General features: G+C 39.7%; 7 protein-coding genes and 1 pseudogene. 2 read left to right on the top strand and 6 right to left on the bottom strand.

Going from position 1 to position 15,684, the window contains the following annotated elements:
- Positions 1 to 153: 153 nt before the first annotated feature.
- The 6 genes from AM608_RS04520 to aspA form a co-directional block, all read right to left on the bottom strand.
- Positions 154 to 1,941 carry a RagB/SusD family nutrient uptake outer membrane protein gene (locus AM608_RS04520; RefSeq protein WP_053580904.1) on the bottom strand — a complete coding sequence of 596 codons (1,788 nt, stop codon included), beginning with the start codon at positions 1,939 to 1,941 and terminating at the stop codon, positions 154 to 156.
- Between the two features lie 29 nt (positions 1,942 to 1,970).
- Positions 1,971 to 4,802 carry a TonB-dependent receptor gene (locus tag AM608_RS04515; RefSeq protein ID WP_253273517.1) on the bottom strand — a complete coding sequence of 944 codons (2,832 nt, stop codon included), beginning with the start codon at positions 4,800 to 4,802 and terminating at the stop codon, positions 1,971 to 1,973.
- Positions 4,799 to 5,074: a carboxypeptidase-like regulatory domain-containing protein gene (locus tag AM608_RS12450; protein WP_253273516.1), complete on the bottom strand. Its 276-nt coding sequence runs from the start codon at positions 5,072 to 5,074 to the stop codon at positions 4,799 to 4,801. The genes AM608_RS04515 and AM608_RS12450 overlap by 4 nt, the downstream gene beginning before the upstream one ends.
- Before the next feature lie 661 nt (positions 5,075 to 5,735).
- Positions 5,736 to 9,725 (bottom strand): glycoside hydrolase family 2 TIM barrel-domain containing protein, encoded by a 3,990-nt coding sequence (locus tag AM608_RS04510; protein ID WP_053580903.1) that lies wholly within the window; start codon positions 9,723 to 9,725, stop codon positions 5,736 to 5,738.
- Entirely contained in the window at positions 9,722 to 10,402 is a 681-nt protein-coding gene (locus tag AM608_RS04505; RefSeq protein WP_053580902.1) for a DUF4328 domain-containing protein, read from the bottom strand. Before AM608_RS04505 ends, AM608_RS04510 begins: the two co-directional genes overlap by 4 nt.
- A gap of 100 nt (positions 10,403 to 10,502) precedes the next feature.
- Positions 10,503 to 11,894: an aspartate ammonia-lyase gene (gene aspA / locus AM608_RS04500; protein WP_009410654.1), complete on the bottom strand. Its 1,392-nt coding sequence runs from the start codon at positions 11,892 to 11,894 to the stop codon at positions 10,503 to 10,505.
- Positions 11,895 to 12,908: 1,014 nt separating this feature from the next.
- On the opposite strand from aspA, the pseudogene AM608_RS04490 reads away from it, so the two are divergent.
- Both AM608_RS04490 and dnaB read left to right on the top strand, forming a co-directional pair.
- Positions 12,909 to 13,864 (top strand): annotated as a pseudogene (locus AM608_RS04490) (acetyl-CoA carboxylase carboxyltransferase subunit alpha).
- Between the two features lie 184 nt (positions 13,865 to 14,048).
- The gene (gene dnaB / locus AM608_RS04485) at positions 14,049 to 15,626 is read left to right on the top strand and encodes a replicative DNA helicase (RefSeq protein ID WP_009418771.1); all 1,578 of its coding nucleotides are present in this window, start codon (positions 14,049 to 14,051) and stop codon (positions 15,624 to 15,626) included.
- Positions 15,627 to 15,684: the final 58 nt, after the last annotated feature.

The raw sequence follows: 15,684 nt of genomic DNA, 5'->3' as shown, positions 1-15,684 counted from the left end.
TGGCGCAAATATATTAATAAAAAGTTATATAAAGCAAATGTTTTCGTAACTTTTTATCAAAATATTTTGTTAAAAGTTTAACAATTCAATAATAAAAGGCTATCCTAAGAAAATAATTTTTCAAGATAGCCTTTTTGTGTTATTAGAATCTGATTAATATCCTGGATTTTGTTTCATACCAGCGTTTTTGTTTTTGTCTAAGGCAGTAGTAGGGAGGGGCATATACATTAAGCGAGGTGCCCATATTTTTTTAGCCCCTAACTTTCCTACAACATCTCTTATTTGTCCTCTCATTACTACACTTGCAGCCTCGGTGCCTTTAAAGCCTCCGTTGCGAGTATCGTCTTCATACAAACGAATATCGAAAAAGCGCAAGCCCTCACCAGCCAACTCTATACGGCGTTCTTTACGGATAAAGTCAATAGCATCGTTTTTGGAAAGGCCGGTAGGTACTTCGGGCATACCTACACGGGTGCGCAATTTGTTGAGCTCAGCTACTACTGTACCATCATAACCTGTATTTTGGGTATGGGCTTCGGCATAAATAAGTAACATTTCGGCTAAGCGAATTACAGGGAAATCAACTCCTGTTCCATAATAAGCACCCCCTGATATAGGAATAACATCATCAGCACCACTCATTTTTCTGAAAGCATAGCCACTTTCACCATAATTATTTACTTCGGGTACATAGTGTTGATATTCATTAGGACGATATTTGTTTACCGCTGAATATGGAAAAATAATAGAAGCATATAAACGACTATCCCTATTCTTAAACTGACTTAGATAGGCTTTATTAGGTAAAGAATTTTCTATACTGTTTACTGCTTCATTAAAAGTTTTATTATTGGTATTTTCAATTCCTTTAATCTCATCAGCCAATGCTTTATAGTCTTTAATGCGTTGATCCATAGTAGAGAGAGTGGGTTTGGTTTTACCATCGGTTGTCCAATAAGCATCTACTAATTCTTGAGTAGGTACAATAGTAGCCCACGCTTGTTTTTCTACGAGATTAGGAGTGAGCAAACAAGTTACACGTACCCAACTATTGTTTTGTGGATTGGCAATGTATTCTTTGGCTATTATAGTTTCCGGACTATTATCAGCTTTCCAAATATCTTGGTAATTAAAAAGTCCTTTGATAAAAGTATCTTCATTAATACCATAAGCAGAGAAGTCAACAAACTTTTTAAAGTATTCACCGTCTTTTACCATATCAGCAGAAAGAGAGGCTACTTGATGCAGGCGATATCCACCGTTGTCAATTACATAGCGGGCAGCCACTTCGGCTTGGTCATATTTACCAAAGTAATAAGCCATACGTGCTTTAATAGCGGTTGCCATAGCCTTGTTAAAATAGCCCTTATCATTGGTTTGTGGCAATATAGCAATGGCTTCGTCTAACTCTTTGAGTACCCAAGTCCTAACTTCAGAGGCAGGATTACGAGGAAGCCCATCGGGAAAATCATTACTAACGTCTGTTGAAAGGGCTATATCACCAAAATAGAGAGATGCTATTCCATATAGCCAAGCACGCATTACGCGAGCTTCAGCTTTGTATTTTTCTCTATCATTAACGGGAATCTCTGGATAATCGTCAGCTTTTTTTATTACTTGGTTACACGCACGTATACTTTGGAAGTAACCTGCATATCCAAAATTTAATCCTCCATCTAAGGTATTGTTTTGTACAGCAGACCCATTGCTGTCCCAAGCATTACGTGAATATCCATTATCAGCATATCCATCTAAAAATATTTCGCCATATCCATCGGGTATCTGACGATAGATATTGTTACGTAATTGTACAAAAAGCTCAGCATTTATCTTAGAAGAGTCTATAGAGCCTTGAGGTGATTTATCGAAAAAATCGTCACCACAACCCATTGCACCTAATAATGCAAGTACAATGAATGATTTTTGTATGATATTTTTCATTGTTTTTAAATTTAATAGTTATGATAAGGTTAGAAAGAAAAAGATAAACCTGCAGTATAAGATTTCATACCTATTGAATAACCGCGACCGCTGGCTACTTCGGGGTCGAAATCTTTCATACGTTTATCGCCTCTAAAAGTAAATAGGTTATCTCCCGAAAGATATACACGAGCATTGGTTACCCCTAATAGCTTTTGTACCTCATCAGGTAAAGTATAACTAAGAGTTATATTTTTGATTCTAAAATAAGAAGCATCAAATAACCAATAAGATGACATTTTGTTGTTATACTCATAGCGTTTGTCGGAGGGAGAGAACAGCTTAACATAAGAAGCGTCTTGATTATCAGGGCTCCAGTTATTAGTTTGCCATTTTCTTGGTACTGAGTAATTAAAGAAAGCCTGTGAAGCTTCATTATCCATATATACCTTCACATCAGTTACTCCTTGTCCCATTATGGAAAGAGAAAAGTTTTTATAATTCAAATCTAAGTTAATACCATAAGTACATTTTGGGACATCATTAGCTACTACTGTACGGTCTTTATCATTAATAACACCATCACCATTGATATCTACATAGCGCAACATACCTTCTTCAGGTTTTTGGTCACCAAGAGGTATAAATCTTCCTTTTTTAATATCTTCAGGAGTATAGATACCGTTTACTTGATACATATAGAAATCACCTACTGAGCCACCTCTGCGGAATATCCAGTAACTATCAGGAGGTAATTCATCTACTTTATCTCCTAAGTCTTCAATGATATTTTCATTATAAGTGGCATTGATAGCAATATTATAAGAGAAATCTCCAAACTCTTTTCGGTGTGAAACTACAAATTCTACACCTTTGTTGCGTACTTTTCCTACATTACGTGCAGGAATTTGATTTTTTGACAATCCTGTTTCTTCCATTATGTCATTAGCACGAACTAAAATACCATCAGTCAAACGGTTGTAGTAATCGAAGGTGAGACCGAAAAGACCTTTGGCAATATTTACATCAAGACCTAAGTCGGTAGTGGTTGTAGTTTCCCAAGTAAGATTTGGGTTACCAATACGCCCTTCGGTAAGCACTGTTTTACTTTCACCCCCTATTACTACAGTACCTGTATTTTCGTATGTAGAATAAGTATCGTACAGACCTACATTTTTGATATTACCATTCTTTCCCCAATTGGCGCGCAGTTTAAGCCCATTAATCCAAGAGATGTTTTCCATAAATTTTTCTTGGTCTATACGCCAGCCTACTGAAAAAGAGGGGAAGTAACCCCAACGACCGCCTTTAGCGAAACGAGAAGAAGCATCGGCACGGAAATTGGCTTCGAAAAGGTATCTTTGGTCGTAAGTGTAACCTATCCTACCAAAATAAGAATTGATACTTTCTTCTTCATAAAAATTAGTATTTTCTTGTCCGTTGGTTTTAAGTTGGTCAGACTCTTTTGATGAACCTCCTGTAAAATCGTTCATACTGTTACTTGCAAAGTTTTTTCTACCTACAGTTAAACGGCGATAATTATATATGTCAGCTTGTGTTCCAAGCATTATACTTACTGAATGCTTTTCATTGAACACAGTATCGTAGTTTAACCAACCATTATAGGTAAATTTATCGGAATATTGCCAATCTAATTCCATTTGGTTTACATCGGAACCAGAAGCAGGAATAATGCCTGCGGCAGGATTTAGAAAATTAGGGACTCCTTTACGCTTATTTGTAAAATTGAAATATCGGTAATCGAAATAATTATAACTGAAGAGATTGGTTATTTTTAAATCGTTTATAGGGCGTATTTCAGCAGAAACAGAGCCTAATATACGACGAGTAGTAGAGTTTTTTCGTCCATTTTCAGCCCACATACGCAAAGGGTTTAAGGAAGCTTCTTCCCCTGTTGTTGTACGACCATTGCGTACAGACCCCCATTCACCATTAGAATGTTTGGCTACTTGAGTAGGAGGAGTACGAAGTGACTCAATCATTGTAGCACCCCCGTTAGGGAGATCGTATTTGGTGTAAATAAGATTTACATTAGAGGTGATTGTGAGCCATTTTTTAATTTCAGAAGAAGTTTTGGAGTTGATGTTATATCGATTAGTTGATTCTCCTCTTGTAATACCTTCTTCTCGAAGAAAACCTGTACCTAATATGTACTTAAACTTATCAGAACCTCCTGAAAACTGTACATTATGTTTGTTTAAGAAAGCTCTTTTTCTTAGAATTAAGTCGAACCAATTGGTATTGGGATAACGGTCGGGGTCGGAGCCATCGCGATACTTTTGTATCATTTCAGGGGTGAAAGTGAGGTTTGCTTCGGCTATTCCTGAATTGCGTTCTGCTTTGGTAAACATCTCAGCATATTCAGCTGAATTTACCATATCAGGCAAGTAAGTAGGCATTTGCATACTTGTAGATCCATCGTAGCTAATTTGCATCACTCCTGATCTTGCTGATTTGGTAGTAACCAATACAACCCCATAAGCAGCTTTTGCGCCATAGATAGCTGCTGATGAAGCATCTTTTAAGAAAGAGATACTTTCAATACTATTAGGGTCTATAGAATTGAAAAAATTAGTGGTTACTTCTATCCCATCTACAATATAGAGAGGATCGGAATTACCTAAGTTACCACGCCCGCGAATGTTAAGACTTGTACCTCCAGGGCGAGAGATAATGGTCACCCCTGCTACCGTTCCTTGTAATGCTTTAGCGATGTTTGAGGAAGGGCGCGTTGCTAATTTCTTAGTGTCTACTGTAGCTACAGCTCCCGTAAGGTTTTCTTTCTTTTGGGTACCATAGCCCACTACTACTACTTCACTCAATTCTTGGGTGTCTTCTTTTAGTTTTACATTGATAATCAAGCTATTACCCCCCCCTTACCAATGGTTTTTTCTTGGGAGGCATAGCCCATAAAACTGAACAATAGCACGTTGCCTGGAGAGGCTTCAATGCTATATTTACCATCAAAATCGGTAGCTACCCCACGGGTAGTTGATTTGATTTGCACACTCACTCCGGGAAGAGGAGTGCCTTTCTCATCGGTAACAGTACCGGAAATTTGTTTGTTTTGTGCCCATAGCAGAGAGGTAGTACTCCATAGAGCTATTAGCAATAAGAAGATTTTTCGTTTCATACTTCCAAAACTTTTTATTGGTTATTTAATGGTGCAAATATACTAATAAAAAAGAATATAAAGCAAATATTTTCGTAACTTTTTAATTATTTTTTATTACGATGTAAAATATATAAGGAAAAATAAGAAATTAATAATAATGCCAATAATACCAGAAATGCCAATAATACCAGAAATGAGAAAATGAGAGAATTAGAGAATTAGAAAATTAGTAAATGAGTAGTGATAAAAATTGTTTATTGATAGGTGAGGCTTGTCGGACAAATCGGATAGGTTAGAGAGAGCGAAAGAAAACGGATGAATTCGGAAGAGGAGAGAGAGGGTTTTTGATGAAAAAAGGCTATTAGATGGGTATGGTTAGCTTATAGAGAGCTTATAGGAAGCTTATACGAATCTTGGACGATTGGTATAGAAAGGGTGTATAAATGGTTGATTAATAATATGATACAACAAGGGTAAAAATGTTAAAATCGGGGTTTCGAGACGAAAGAAAGGGAATCCTCACCCCAATCACATACTCTCCTATTCGGAGACTTCTCCCAAGGAGAGGGGGTGTAGGGACGAATGGTGAATAACGAATAACAGGGGAGGCTGGCTCTTTAAGAGCCAGCCTCCCCTCAATTAAATTTAATTTAACTTACAATGACAACAAATTAAATTTCTATTCTAATATCACCATAAATTCGGCACCTGTGGCGAAATCTTCGCCATAGAAATCACTTAGGGCGGTGAAACGCACATAGCGTGCTTTTGTAACTTTGTCGAGCAACACTTGTTGGGCGCTACTCACATCTTTAAAAGCTCCTACTTTCACAGGTTCGCCCCAGTTCTTACCGTCGTTGCTCAGTTGTATTTGGTAATCTTTTACCTTTCCGCTCCAGCTATCAGTGCGCTGGGTAAAGCTAAAGCCTTTTACATTAACTACCTTACCCATATCAAAATCTACCCAATGTGGGTGTTTGGCTACAGTAACTGAATAGGCAGAGTGCCAAATGGTATTGGGGTCGCCATCTACTAAATGTTTGGCGTCACCTACGCCTGCTTCTTCACTGCTGGCGAAAATTACTTCCATTGCCGTGCTTTCGGCTTTACCGAAAGTAAGGGTGTACTTTTGAGTTTCATTACCTGCAAACCACGCTTTTACAGTACCTCCGTTAGGCAAATCGAAAGGAAGGGTGTATTTCTGTGCTTTACTATTATTGATGCTGTAATAGATAGTTGCAAGGGCATTGGCTGTACTGATAGATACTTTTCCTACTTTGCTACGAGTAATAGAAAGAGGTTGCTCACCGCTTGCACTTACATTGGTTATGGTTTGTAAACCTTCTTTGGCTGGACGAATGATGAAACCGAAATTATGAGGGGTCGCTAACAAACGGTCACGCAACAACGGACGAGGACCGCAACTATGTCCGCCCAAACCTGTGTTGCCTATGTTCAGTTGCAAATACACGCCGTCAGGTTCTGGCAATTGGTAGGGGTGTCCTGCCAGAGTCATATCGATAGCTTTATAAGGCAAAGCTGCTACCGATAGCGGTTCAGCCCCTACAAACACTGCGCCGGCACCCTGAGCATTGGTAAGAGCTGCCCAGCGGGTTTCTTGGTGTTGCCCCATATCTTGTGGTTTAGGGAAAGGCACAAATTCATCGGCTACTTTACCGCTGTAGAGACCTACAAAAGCCCCCGATTTGCGGTCGGGATAATTATCTTGTTTACCGCGACCGTAATAGGTGAAATTCTCGTATTGCTTAGGCAGTTTGAGTAAATAGCCCAATTGTGGCAATACCAAAGAGGCATCGTTAGACACCACGCTAGCTTGTAGTTCGATAGATCCGTCGGGATAGACTGTGAAAATTTGGTTGGTAGTGAACTTAAAGTCGTTTGCACCAAATTTCTGGTGGGTAAGTTCCTCTATCTTATTGCGTCCTGAGCTGGCACCACCTGTTATTTTAGCTGCATTAGGTGCTTGTGATTCCACCGTGAAATAGAATGTATAACCACCTTCTTTATTAGGTTTCACTGAGGAAGCAATGGCTTTATGACGCAGGTTATGCAATCCTTTTTCAAACCATTGTTCGTATATCCAGTTGTCGTTATTGGTGAAGGCGCGGAAAGCGTTGAGACTTAGGTTGCTGTTGGCAATAATAGTATGCTCACCATAGCGTAGTGTACCTATCGTACCTTTATCGAAATCAAAAGTTACTGAAAAGTCTTTTCCGGTAATGGTCTTTTTGTCTTTGCTAAGAGTGAGTTTTTCTCCTTTGGCTACAGAGGAAAGAGAAGGCTTTTGGGTAGCAGGTTGCATTAAGAATTGTTCGCGAGCTTGCACAAATCCTTTTTTAGCCCAAGGGGTATCTGCTTTAAGGCGGAATTCTACAATACTGTAATATTCTTCATTGCTATCTAAGGTTACAGGGGTAATAGTCACACTTGATTTTTGCTGTGGCATCACAGAAGGCACTTCAAAGAGACGCTCTTCTACAAGTACACCGTTCTTATAGAGTTTCCATATACCCTCATAGTTTGAAAGATCAGTAAAATAGCTTTTATTGAAAATTTCAAAAGTAAAACTATTGAGTTTTTTCACGCCTATATTCTGATACACTTTCTGTACTTCGTAGTACTGTGGTTTTACTGTTCTATCGGCAAAGATAATACCGTTCATCACAAACTGACCATCGTTAGGGAAGTCGCCAAAATCACCTCCATAGGCTTGATAGCGAATGCCGTCTTTGGTATAGTTGTACATCGCTTGGTCTACCCAATCCCAGATAGCACCTCCGCATAGAAAATTGGAGCTTTCGATAGCCTCCCAATAGTCGGCGAGATTTCCTACCGCATTACCCATAGAATGCGCGTATTCCGAGATGTGAAACGGATATTTGATGTCGTACTTACCTGTAGCAGCACCCTGTACCCACGCTACGGAAGGATATTGGTTAGAGCCCATATCTACGATGTCGTTATTGCGCTCGTATTGTACAGGGCGAGAAGTATCGAGTGTTTTGAGGTGATTATAAGCCGTTACAAAGTTCTGACCAGGACCTGCTTCATTACCAAGTGACCATATCACAATGGCAGGCGAATTATAGGTAGCCTCTACCATTTCGGTTACGCGGGCTGTGTGAGCCTTTTCCCATTCTTTAGGGTGAGAAAGTGATTCTTTGCCGTAGTAATACTCGTGAGACTCTATATTAGCTTCGTTCTCTAAATAAATGCCATACTTATCGCAGAGGTAAAACCAATAAGGGTCGGGTGGATAGTGAGAGTTGCGCACGTGGTTGATATTAGCTCGCTTCATCATCATCACCTCTTCTTCCATTTGTTGATGTGTGAGCACGTGCCCTTGTGCGGGGTGACTTTCGTGACGGTTTACGCCTTTAAATTTGATAGTTTTACCATTGAGATAATAATACCTTCCTGCCTTTCCGAAAGCATCGTCTTCAGCCTTAGTGTCTTTGATTTCAACTTTTCTGAAGCCAAAGTAAGACGATACTGTTTCTATCACCTTCCCTTTTTTATCCAAAAGTTGAGCTACGAGCACATAACGATGAGGCGCCTCAGCCGACCATAGTTTAGGATTCTTTACGGTTATTGTACCGCTCACCTTATCGATAGCGTTAGGGGCTACTGTTTTTAGGGGAATGCTTCCTTTGGTAGCAGTGGAGGTAACGTCGTCTTTATACAATGAGACTTCGTATACGTTATAGCGCACTTGATAATCTTTGACTGCTTTTGGGCTGAGGTTGCGCACTTCGGCATTGACTTTTAACTGCCAATCGGTGAGGTTTTGGGTATCTGTAAGAATGTTGAGGTTAAAGATTTGCACCTTAGGAGTACTGCGCAAGGCTACTGTTCTGAATATACCAGGTAGGCGGAACATATCTTGTGATTCGAGAAAAGAACCATCGGAATTGCGGTATACTTCTACGGCTACTTTATTCTTGCCTTTGTGTAGATATTTGGTAATATCAAAAGAAGCTACATTGCGTGAGTTTTTAGAAAAGCCTACATACTGCCCATTAATCCAAAGGTAGAAGAAAGAGTCTACTCCATCGAAATCGATGAAGATTTCACGACCGTCCCAATCGGTAGGTACTTCAAAATCGCGAATATAAGAGCCTACCTCATTGCGATACTCATAGGTTGTCCACGTTTTAGGAGGAGTGCGCATTACTCCTTTACGCCAATCGTCTACCTTGCGCTCGTGATAGAAAATCACAGGTTGGTTTACATAGATAGGCACTCCATATTTGAGCGTACCGTTTTTCTGTATACCGTAGATATTCCAGTTAGAAGGCACAGGAATTGTCTCCCAAGCAGAAGCGTCGAAATCGGGTTTATAGAAATCTTTGGGACGCTCTTCGGGGGTTTTGCACCAGTGGAATTGCCATTGTCCATTGAGAGAGTTCCAATAGGGAGAATGTTCAGGCAATACTTGGGTAGCCGTCTTTTCGTCTTTAAACGAGAAGAAATAAGCACGAGGGTACTCTTTGTTAAGCGAGAGTTCTTCTACTGACTCCCATTCTTTACCCGTAGGGGCTGAGAGAGTGCCATAAGCAAAACCACCCAAAGGCTTGTGTTGGGCTAATAAATAAGGAGAGAGTAGTAAACTTAGTAGGGTACTTACTGTTCTAAAATAGTGTTTCATAAATTATTAGTATTAGTTTCGTCTTTTTGAAGATTGGATAATAAGGGTTCTACCTTGGCGTAATCTTTTACGACTTTGATGCATAAAAAAAAGGAAATGATTAACAAAAGGGTACCAATCACATTTATAATTGAGGTTGTATATGACATCTCGATAGTAGGGTCATCAAGCATAGAGGCTCTAAAAACAAAGTAATTTACTACGGAAGAAATAATTGAAAACGTCCACCAAATGGTTACAAAATTAGTAGGTAGTTTGGGTTGTATGTCTCCCCTTTGTATGAAAAGATTGCGAGTACTATCGTATATTTCTTTCATTATGCGATATGGGAGTACCCAGTTAGCAAAAGGAATGAACCAGCTTCCTACTGCCCAACCATCGGTATATGAGAGGTTATTTTTCAGTTGGTGCAAGTTGTAATAAGCGCGCCTGAACCACATCAAAAAAAGAATACTCATTATAATGAATATCACAAGCCACAAAATACCTACTATACCTGAGAAAACATCACTCAGTTCAGCTCTTGCAAACAATTCGTCATCTATTTCACCTACAAGGAACTCTCTAATAACATATAGTTCAAAAATATCTGAAATCAGAAATATGAATAAAAAAGCAAAGGATATCCACAACATTATTATGGCATTCTTAGCACGGGTAGTATTATCTCTTAACATTTTTGTTGGTTTTTATAAGAAAAGGCGTAACTGGAAGTTGATATTAAAAAAGGTTACGCCTTTTCTTGTTGAATATTGAAATCTCTAAATTTATAAATTATTAAACGCCTAACATATTCTTGGGGTCTAAAATCTCATCGAGCTTATCCTTAGAAAGCAAGCCGTGTTCTAATACTAAATTGTACACAGACTTACCTGTTTCAAGGGCTTCTTTGGCTATCTTGGTGCTATTTTTATACCCTATATGTGGATTGAGTGCTGTAACGATACCGATACTGTGTTTTACCATATTGAGGCATACTTCGCGATTGGCGGTAATACCTTCGATACACTTGGTGCGCAAGGTGTCGATAGCGCGTTCTAAGAATACGATAGACTCGATAATGCACTGGCAGAGCACGGGTTCCATTACGTTGAGTTGCAACTGACCTGCCTCAGCGGCGAAGGTAACGGTAAGGTCATTACCAATCACTTTGAAGCATACTTGGTTCACTACTTCGGGGATAACGGGGTTTACTTTGCCGGGCATAATAGACGAACCAGGTTGCATTTTAGGCAGGTTGATTTCGTTGAGTCCTGCACGAGGTCCTGAAGAGAGCAAACGCAAGTCGTTACAAATCTTAGAGAGTTTTACAGCCATACGTTTTAACGCAGAGGAATAAATTACATATGAACCTGTATCAGGAGTAGCTTCCACCAAGTTAGAGGCAGTAACGAAGGCTTCGCCTGTGAGTTTAGCTAGGTTTTCGGCACATAGTTTGGCATATCCCTTAGGAGCGTTGAGTCCTGTACCAATGGCGGTACCTCCCATATTGATTTCCAAGAAGAGCTTGGCGTTGCTTTGCAAGCGGGCGATTTCTTCTTCGAGGTTGGCTGCAAAAGCTTCGAATTCTTGACCAAGCGTCATAGGTACGGCATCTTGCAACTGGGTACGCCCCATTTTTATTACATCGGCGAACTCTTTACCTTTCTTACGAAAAGCCTCAATGAGCAATGATAGGCGCTTGATGAGCGTTTCGTTCATCTTGATAACAGCTAACTTTACAGTAGTAGGGTAAGCGTCGTTTGTAGATTGTGATTGATTCACGTGGTCGTTAGGAGAGCAGTGTTGGTAATCACCGCGAGGATACCCCATAATTTCCAAGGCGCGATTGGCTATTACTTCATTAGCGTTCATATTCACCGAAGTACCAGCCCCTCCTTGAATCATATCTACGAGGAACTGATGGTTAAACTTCCCCTCGATTACTTCTTTGCAAGCCTCAGAAATAGGTTTGAGCAGTTCGTCGGGGAGTAATCCCAAAGCGTGGTTTGTTTGAGCTGCGGCGAGTTTTACATAACCAATAGCTTTTACAAACTCAGGGTAATCACCCATTTTAGTTCCTGTAATGCGGAAGTTTTCGATGGCGCGTTGTGTTTGTACGCCATAGTAAGCATCGGCGGGCACTTGCAAGTCGCCTATAAGGTCGGATTCTGTTCTAAATTTTGTCATAATTTTAAATTTTATATTTTTAGTAATTTTATATATGATACTTACGTTATATAATGAGATTGTATCGGTTTAAAAAATTTCGGTAAAAGTACGGAAGTTTTTTTTAATAGAAAAGAAAAAAGGAAAATATTTTTTAAGACAACGTAACTTCGATTTAAAGAGGTGAGGTTGTGCCTTAGAAATTAAACAAAAATTGGTAGATTAGTAAATTTAGAAATTAGCAAATTAGTAAAAGGAAGAGATGAAAATAGTTATTTGGCAGGTCGAACTTATAGGACAGACCGGACGAGTCAGACATTTGAGAATTGCCAGAGAAACTCCGAAAAACTCTGAGTTTTTGGGAAGGGTTGGAGAGGAAACAGAGGTACTAAGGAGGTGTCGGAAGAAAATGAAGAAAATCGGAAGAGGGTTGAGAGAAAAATTGGTGCAAAAAGGCTGTAAGGAGGGTGGGGTTAGCTTATAGAGAGCTTATAGGAAGCTTATACGAATCTTGGACGATTGGTATAGAAAGGGTATATAAGCAGTTGATTCATAACACAATACAACAGTGCTAAAAATGTTAAAAATGGGGTTTCGAGACGAAAGAAAAAGAATCCTCACCCCGTCCCTCTCCCAAGGAGAGGGGGAATGTAACGACGGAAAAGAGAAGGGATAATTAGGGAATTAGCAAATTAGAAAATTAGTAAAATGGGGAGGTGTGAGGTCTTAGGGCATAGGCAATAGAGTTATGACGGAAAGTGGGTAGGCGGATTGGAAAATTAGAGAATTAGCAGATTTGGAAATTGGCAAATGAGGAAGAGAGGGACGAGGTAAGATGGGTGGGATAGAAGAGACGGGAGATTAAATTAGCAAATTAGTTGGAGTTATATTGAACAAACGTTGATAATCATTTAATTGCTTGGGAGAATTGCTGGACAAAAAAAGGAAGTTAAGCTTATAAACAAAAAATATTAGTTCGTAATTCAAAATTATTTTATATCTTTGCATTCTAAAAAATCAAATAACGCTTAGTTTATGGAATATTTAGATTTTGAACAACCTATTAAAGAGCTTGAAGAACAGATGGAAAAGTGTCAGGTCATCGGTAATGAAAGTGATGTGGATATGACTGATGCTTGCAAGAAGATAGAAAAGAAACTCAACCAAGTAAAGAAGGAAGTTTATGGTAATCTCACGGCGTGGCAACGAGTGCAAATCTCTCGTCACTTAGAGAGACCTTATACTCTTGACTATATCAACTCACTTGCAGGAAACACTTTTTTGGAACTTCACGGCGACCGTACAGTGAAAGACGATAAGGCGATGATAGGAGGTTTTGGAAAGATAGATGACCAGAGTTTTTTGTTTATTGGTCAGCAAAAAGGAGTAAATACTAAGATGCGACAATATCGCAATTTTGGTATGGCAAACCCCGAAGGGTATCGCAAAGCCTTGCGATTGATGAAACAAGCTGAAAAGTTTAACATTCCTATAGTGAGCTTTGTAGACACGCCAGGAGCTTTCCCTGGTATTGAAGCTGAAGAACGCGGACAAGGAGAAGCTATTGCTCGCAATATCTTGGAGATGTCACGTTTGAAAGTGCCTGTAATAGTGTTTATCATAGGCGAAGGAGCTTCGGGAGGAGCGCTAGGTATCGGTGTAGGTGATAAAGTGTATATGCTTGAAAATACTTGGTATTCGGTAATATCGCCAGAGTCTTGTTCCTCTATATTATGGCGTAGCTGGGAGTACAAAAAGGAGGCAGCTGAAGCACTAAAACTCACCGCTCCTGATATGAAGAAGTTAAAACTGATAGATGAGATTATTAAGGAACCACTCGGGGGGCACATCGCGATCGCGAAATGATGTTTGCTACTGTTCGCAAAGTGATATTGGACACTTATAAGGATTTGAAGAAGCTTCCCACCGATAAATTGGTTGAAAAACGAATGAACAAGTACCTTGCGATGGGAGTGTTCAGTGAGAAGTAATGAAATGATAATATCAACAACTTATAAAGGCGCTATTTAAGCGCTTTTTTTATAAAATGAAGATAGTAAACGGTTGCTAAATAGAAGAGTAAAGAAAACTTTTCAGAAGTTATCAACAGACTATTAACAGTGTTTGTGGGTAAAATCATCTACCCCAAATTAAACTATTTCGTATCTTTGCCGTATGAACGAAACAGAAAACACATCAGTACCAGAAATTGTTCCTGCAATACAACCATTCTCGCGAACACAAGTGAGTTTAGAGCGAGGAAAGCTCCCTCCACAAGACCTCAATCTTGAAGAAGCTATCTTGGGAGCTATGCTCATTGACAAGAAAGGCGTTGATGATGTGATAGACATACTCAACCCTGAAGTTTTTTATAAAAAACAACATCAACTTATCTATCAAGCTATCTTTGAACTTTTCAACGAATCGGAAGCTATCGACCTGCTTACGGTGGCAGAACAACTTCGCAAAAATGGCAATTTGGAGGCGGTGGGAGGAGAGTTTTACCTTATTAATCTCACCCAACGAGTATCATCATCTGCTAACGTAGAATTTCACGCGCGTATTATTTTACAGAAGTTCATCAAGCGCAAGCTCATTGAAATTTCTTCGGAAATTATAGAAGACGCTTACGACGATACTCGCGATGTGTTTGATTCATTGGACAGTGCTGAGCAGAAACTCTATGAAGTAACACAAGGTAACCTAAAGCGTTCCAGTGAAGCAGCGGGAGATTTGGTGATAAAAGCACTCAAGAAAATACAAGACCTCTCTAATAAAACTGATGGGTTTAGTGGAGTACCTTCGGGCTTTACCAAGCTCGACCAACTCACCTCAGGTTGGCAAGCGAGCGACCTTATTATCGTAGCGGCACGCCCAGGTATGGGGAAAACAGCTCTTACGCTCTCTATGGCAAGAAATATAGCAGTAGGGCAGGGGATACCTGTAGCGTTTTTCTCATTGGAAATGTCGTCGGTACAGCTTATTACGCGCTTGATTTCCTCAGAAACAGGTCTGTCGTCAGAGAAATTGCGTACAGGAAAGTTGGAAGAGCACGAGTGGTATGTGTTAAATACTAAGGTGAAAGACCTAGAAAAGGCTCCTCTTTTTATAGATGATACGCCTTCTATATCAATTTTTGACCTCCGAGCTAAAGCGCGCCGACTCTCTACACAGCACGGTATTCAGCTAATTATTATTGATTACTTACAGTTGATGACGGCAGGAGGTAGCAAAGGAGTGGGTAACCGCGAGCAAGAAATTTCTACAATTTCTCGTAACTTAAAAGCTCTTGCTAAAGAGTTGAACATACCCGTAATAGCGCTTTCACAGCTTTCGCGTAATGTGGAATCACGTCCTGGACAGCAAAAGCGTCCGCAGTTATCCGACTTACGTGAATCAGGAGCTATTGAGCAAGACGCCGATATTGTATCGTTTATCTACCGTCCTGAATACTATAAAATTACAGAATGGGACGACGAATCAGGAACACCTACCGCTGGACAAGCTGAGTTTATTGTGGCTAAACACCGCAATGGAGGTTTGGATAGTATCCGATTGAAGTTTGAAGGACATTTGGGAAGGTTTGCTAACTTAGAGGAATACGACAGTGGAAGCTATTTACCTATGGGAACACAAGAATTTGTTTCGAAAATGAATGAAAATGTAGCTTTTGAAACTGTACCTACTGCCAATCCGGAGCAGGCTTTTGGCGCACCTTCAACAGCTTCAACCGAAGATGATATACCTTACTAAAAATAACTCTTGGAGTTTGTGAATATCCAAGAAACCTTTTTGCCATTCTTCTCAATAG

This window comes from Capnocytophaga sp. oral taxon 323 (genome assembly GCF_001278825.1).
GTDB classification, from domain to species: domain Bacteria; phylum Bacteroidota; class Bacteroidia; order Flavobacteriales; family Flavobacteriaceae; genus Capnocytophaga; species Capnocytophaga ochracea.
The sequence above is the reverse complement of the archived record's forward strand: the minus strand, read 5'-3'. Positions and strand labels throughout refer to the sequence as shown.

What these genes read in the sequence shown, in the direction of transcription:
- AM608_RS04520 (WP_053580904.1), bottom strand. Translation starts at nt 1,941, where the DNA reads ATGAAAAATATCATACAAAAATCATTCATTGTACTTGCATTATTAGGT.
- AM608_RS12450 (WP_253273516.1), bottom strand. Translation starts at nt 5,074, where the DNA reads ATGAAACGAAAAATCTTCTTATTGCTAATAGCTCTATGGAGTACTACC.
- AM608_RS04510 (WP_053580903.1), bottom strand. Translation starts at nt 9,725, where the DNA reads ATGAAACACTATTTTAGAACAGTAAGTACCCTACTAAGTTTACTACTC.
- AM608_RS04505 (WP_053580902.1), bottom strand. Translation starts at nt 10,402, where the DNA reads ATGTTAAGAGATAATACTACCCGTGCTAAGAATGCCATAATAATGTTG.
- aspA (WP_009410654.1), bottom strand. Translation starts at nt 11,894, where the DNA reads ATGACAAAATTTAGAACAGAATCCGACCTTATAGGCGACTTGCAAGTG.
- dnaB (WP_009418771.1), top strand. Translation starts at nt 14,049, where the DNA reads ATGAACGAAACAGAAAACACATCAGTACCAGAAATTGTTCCTGCAATA.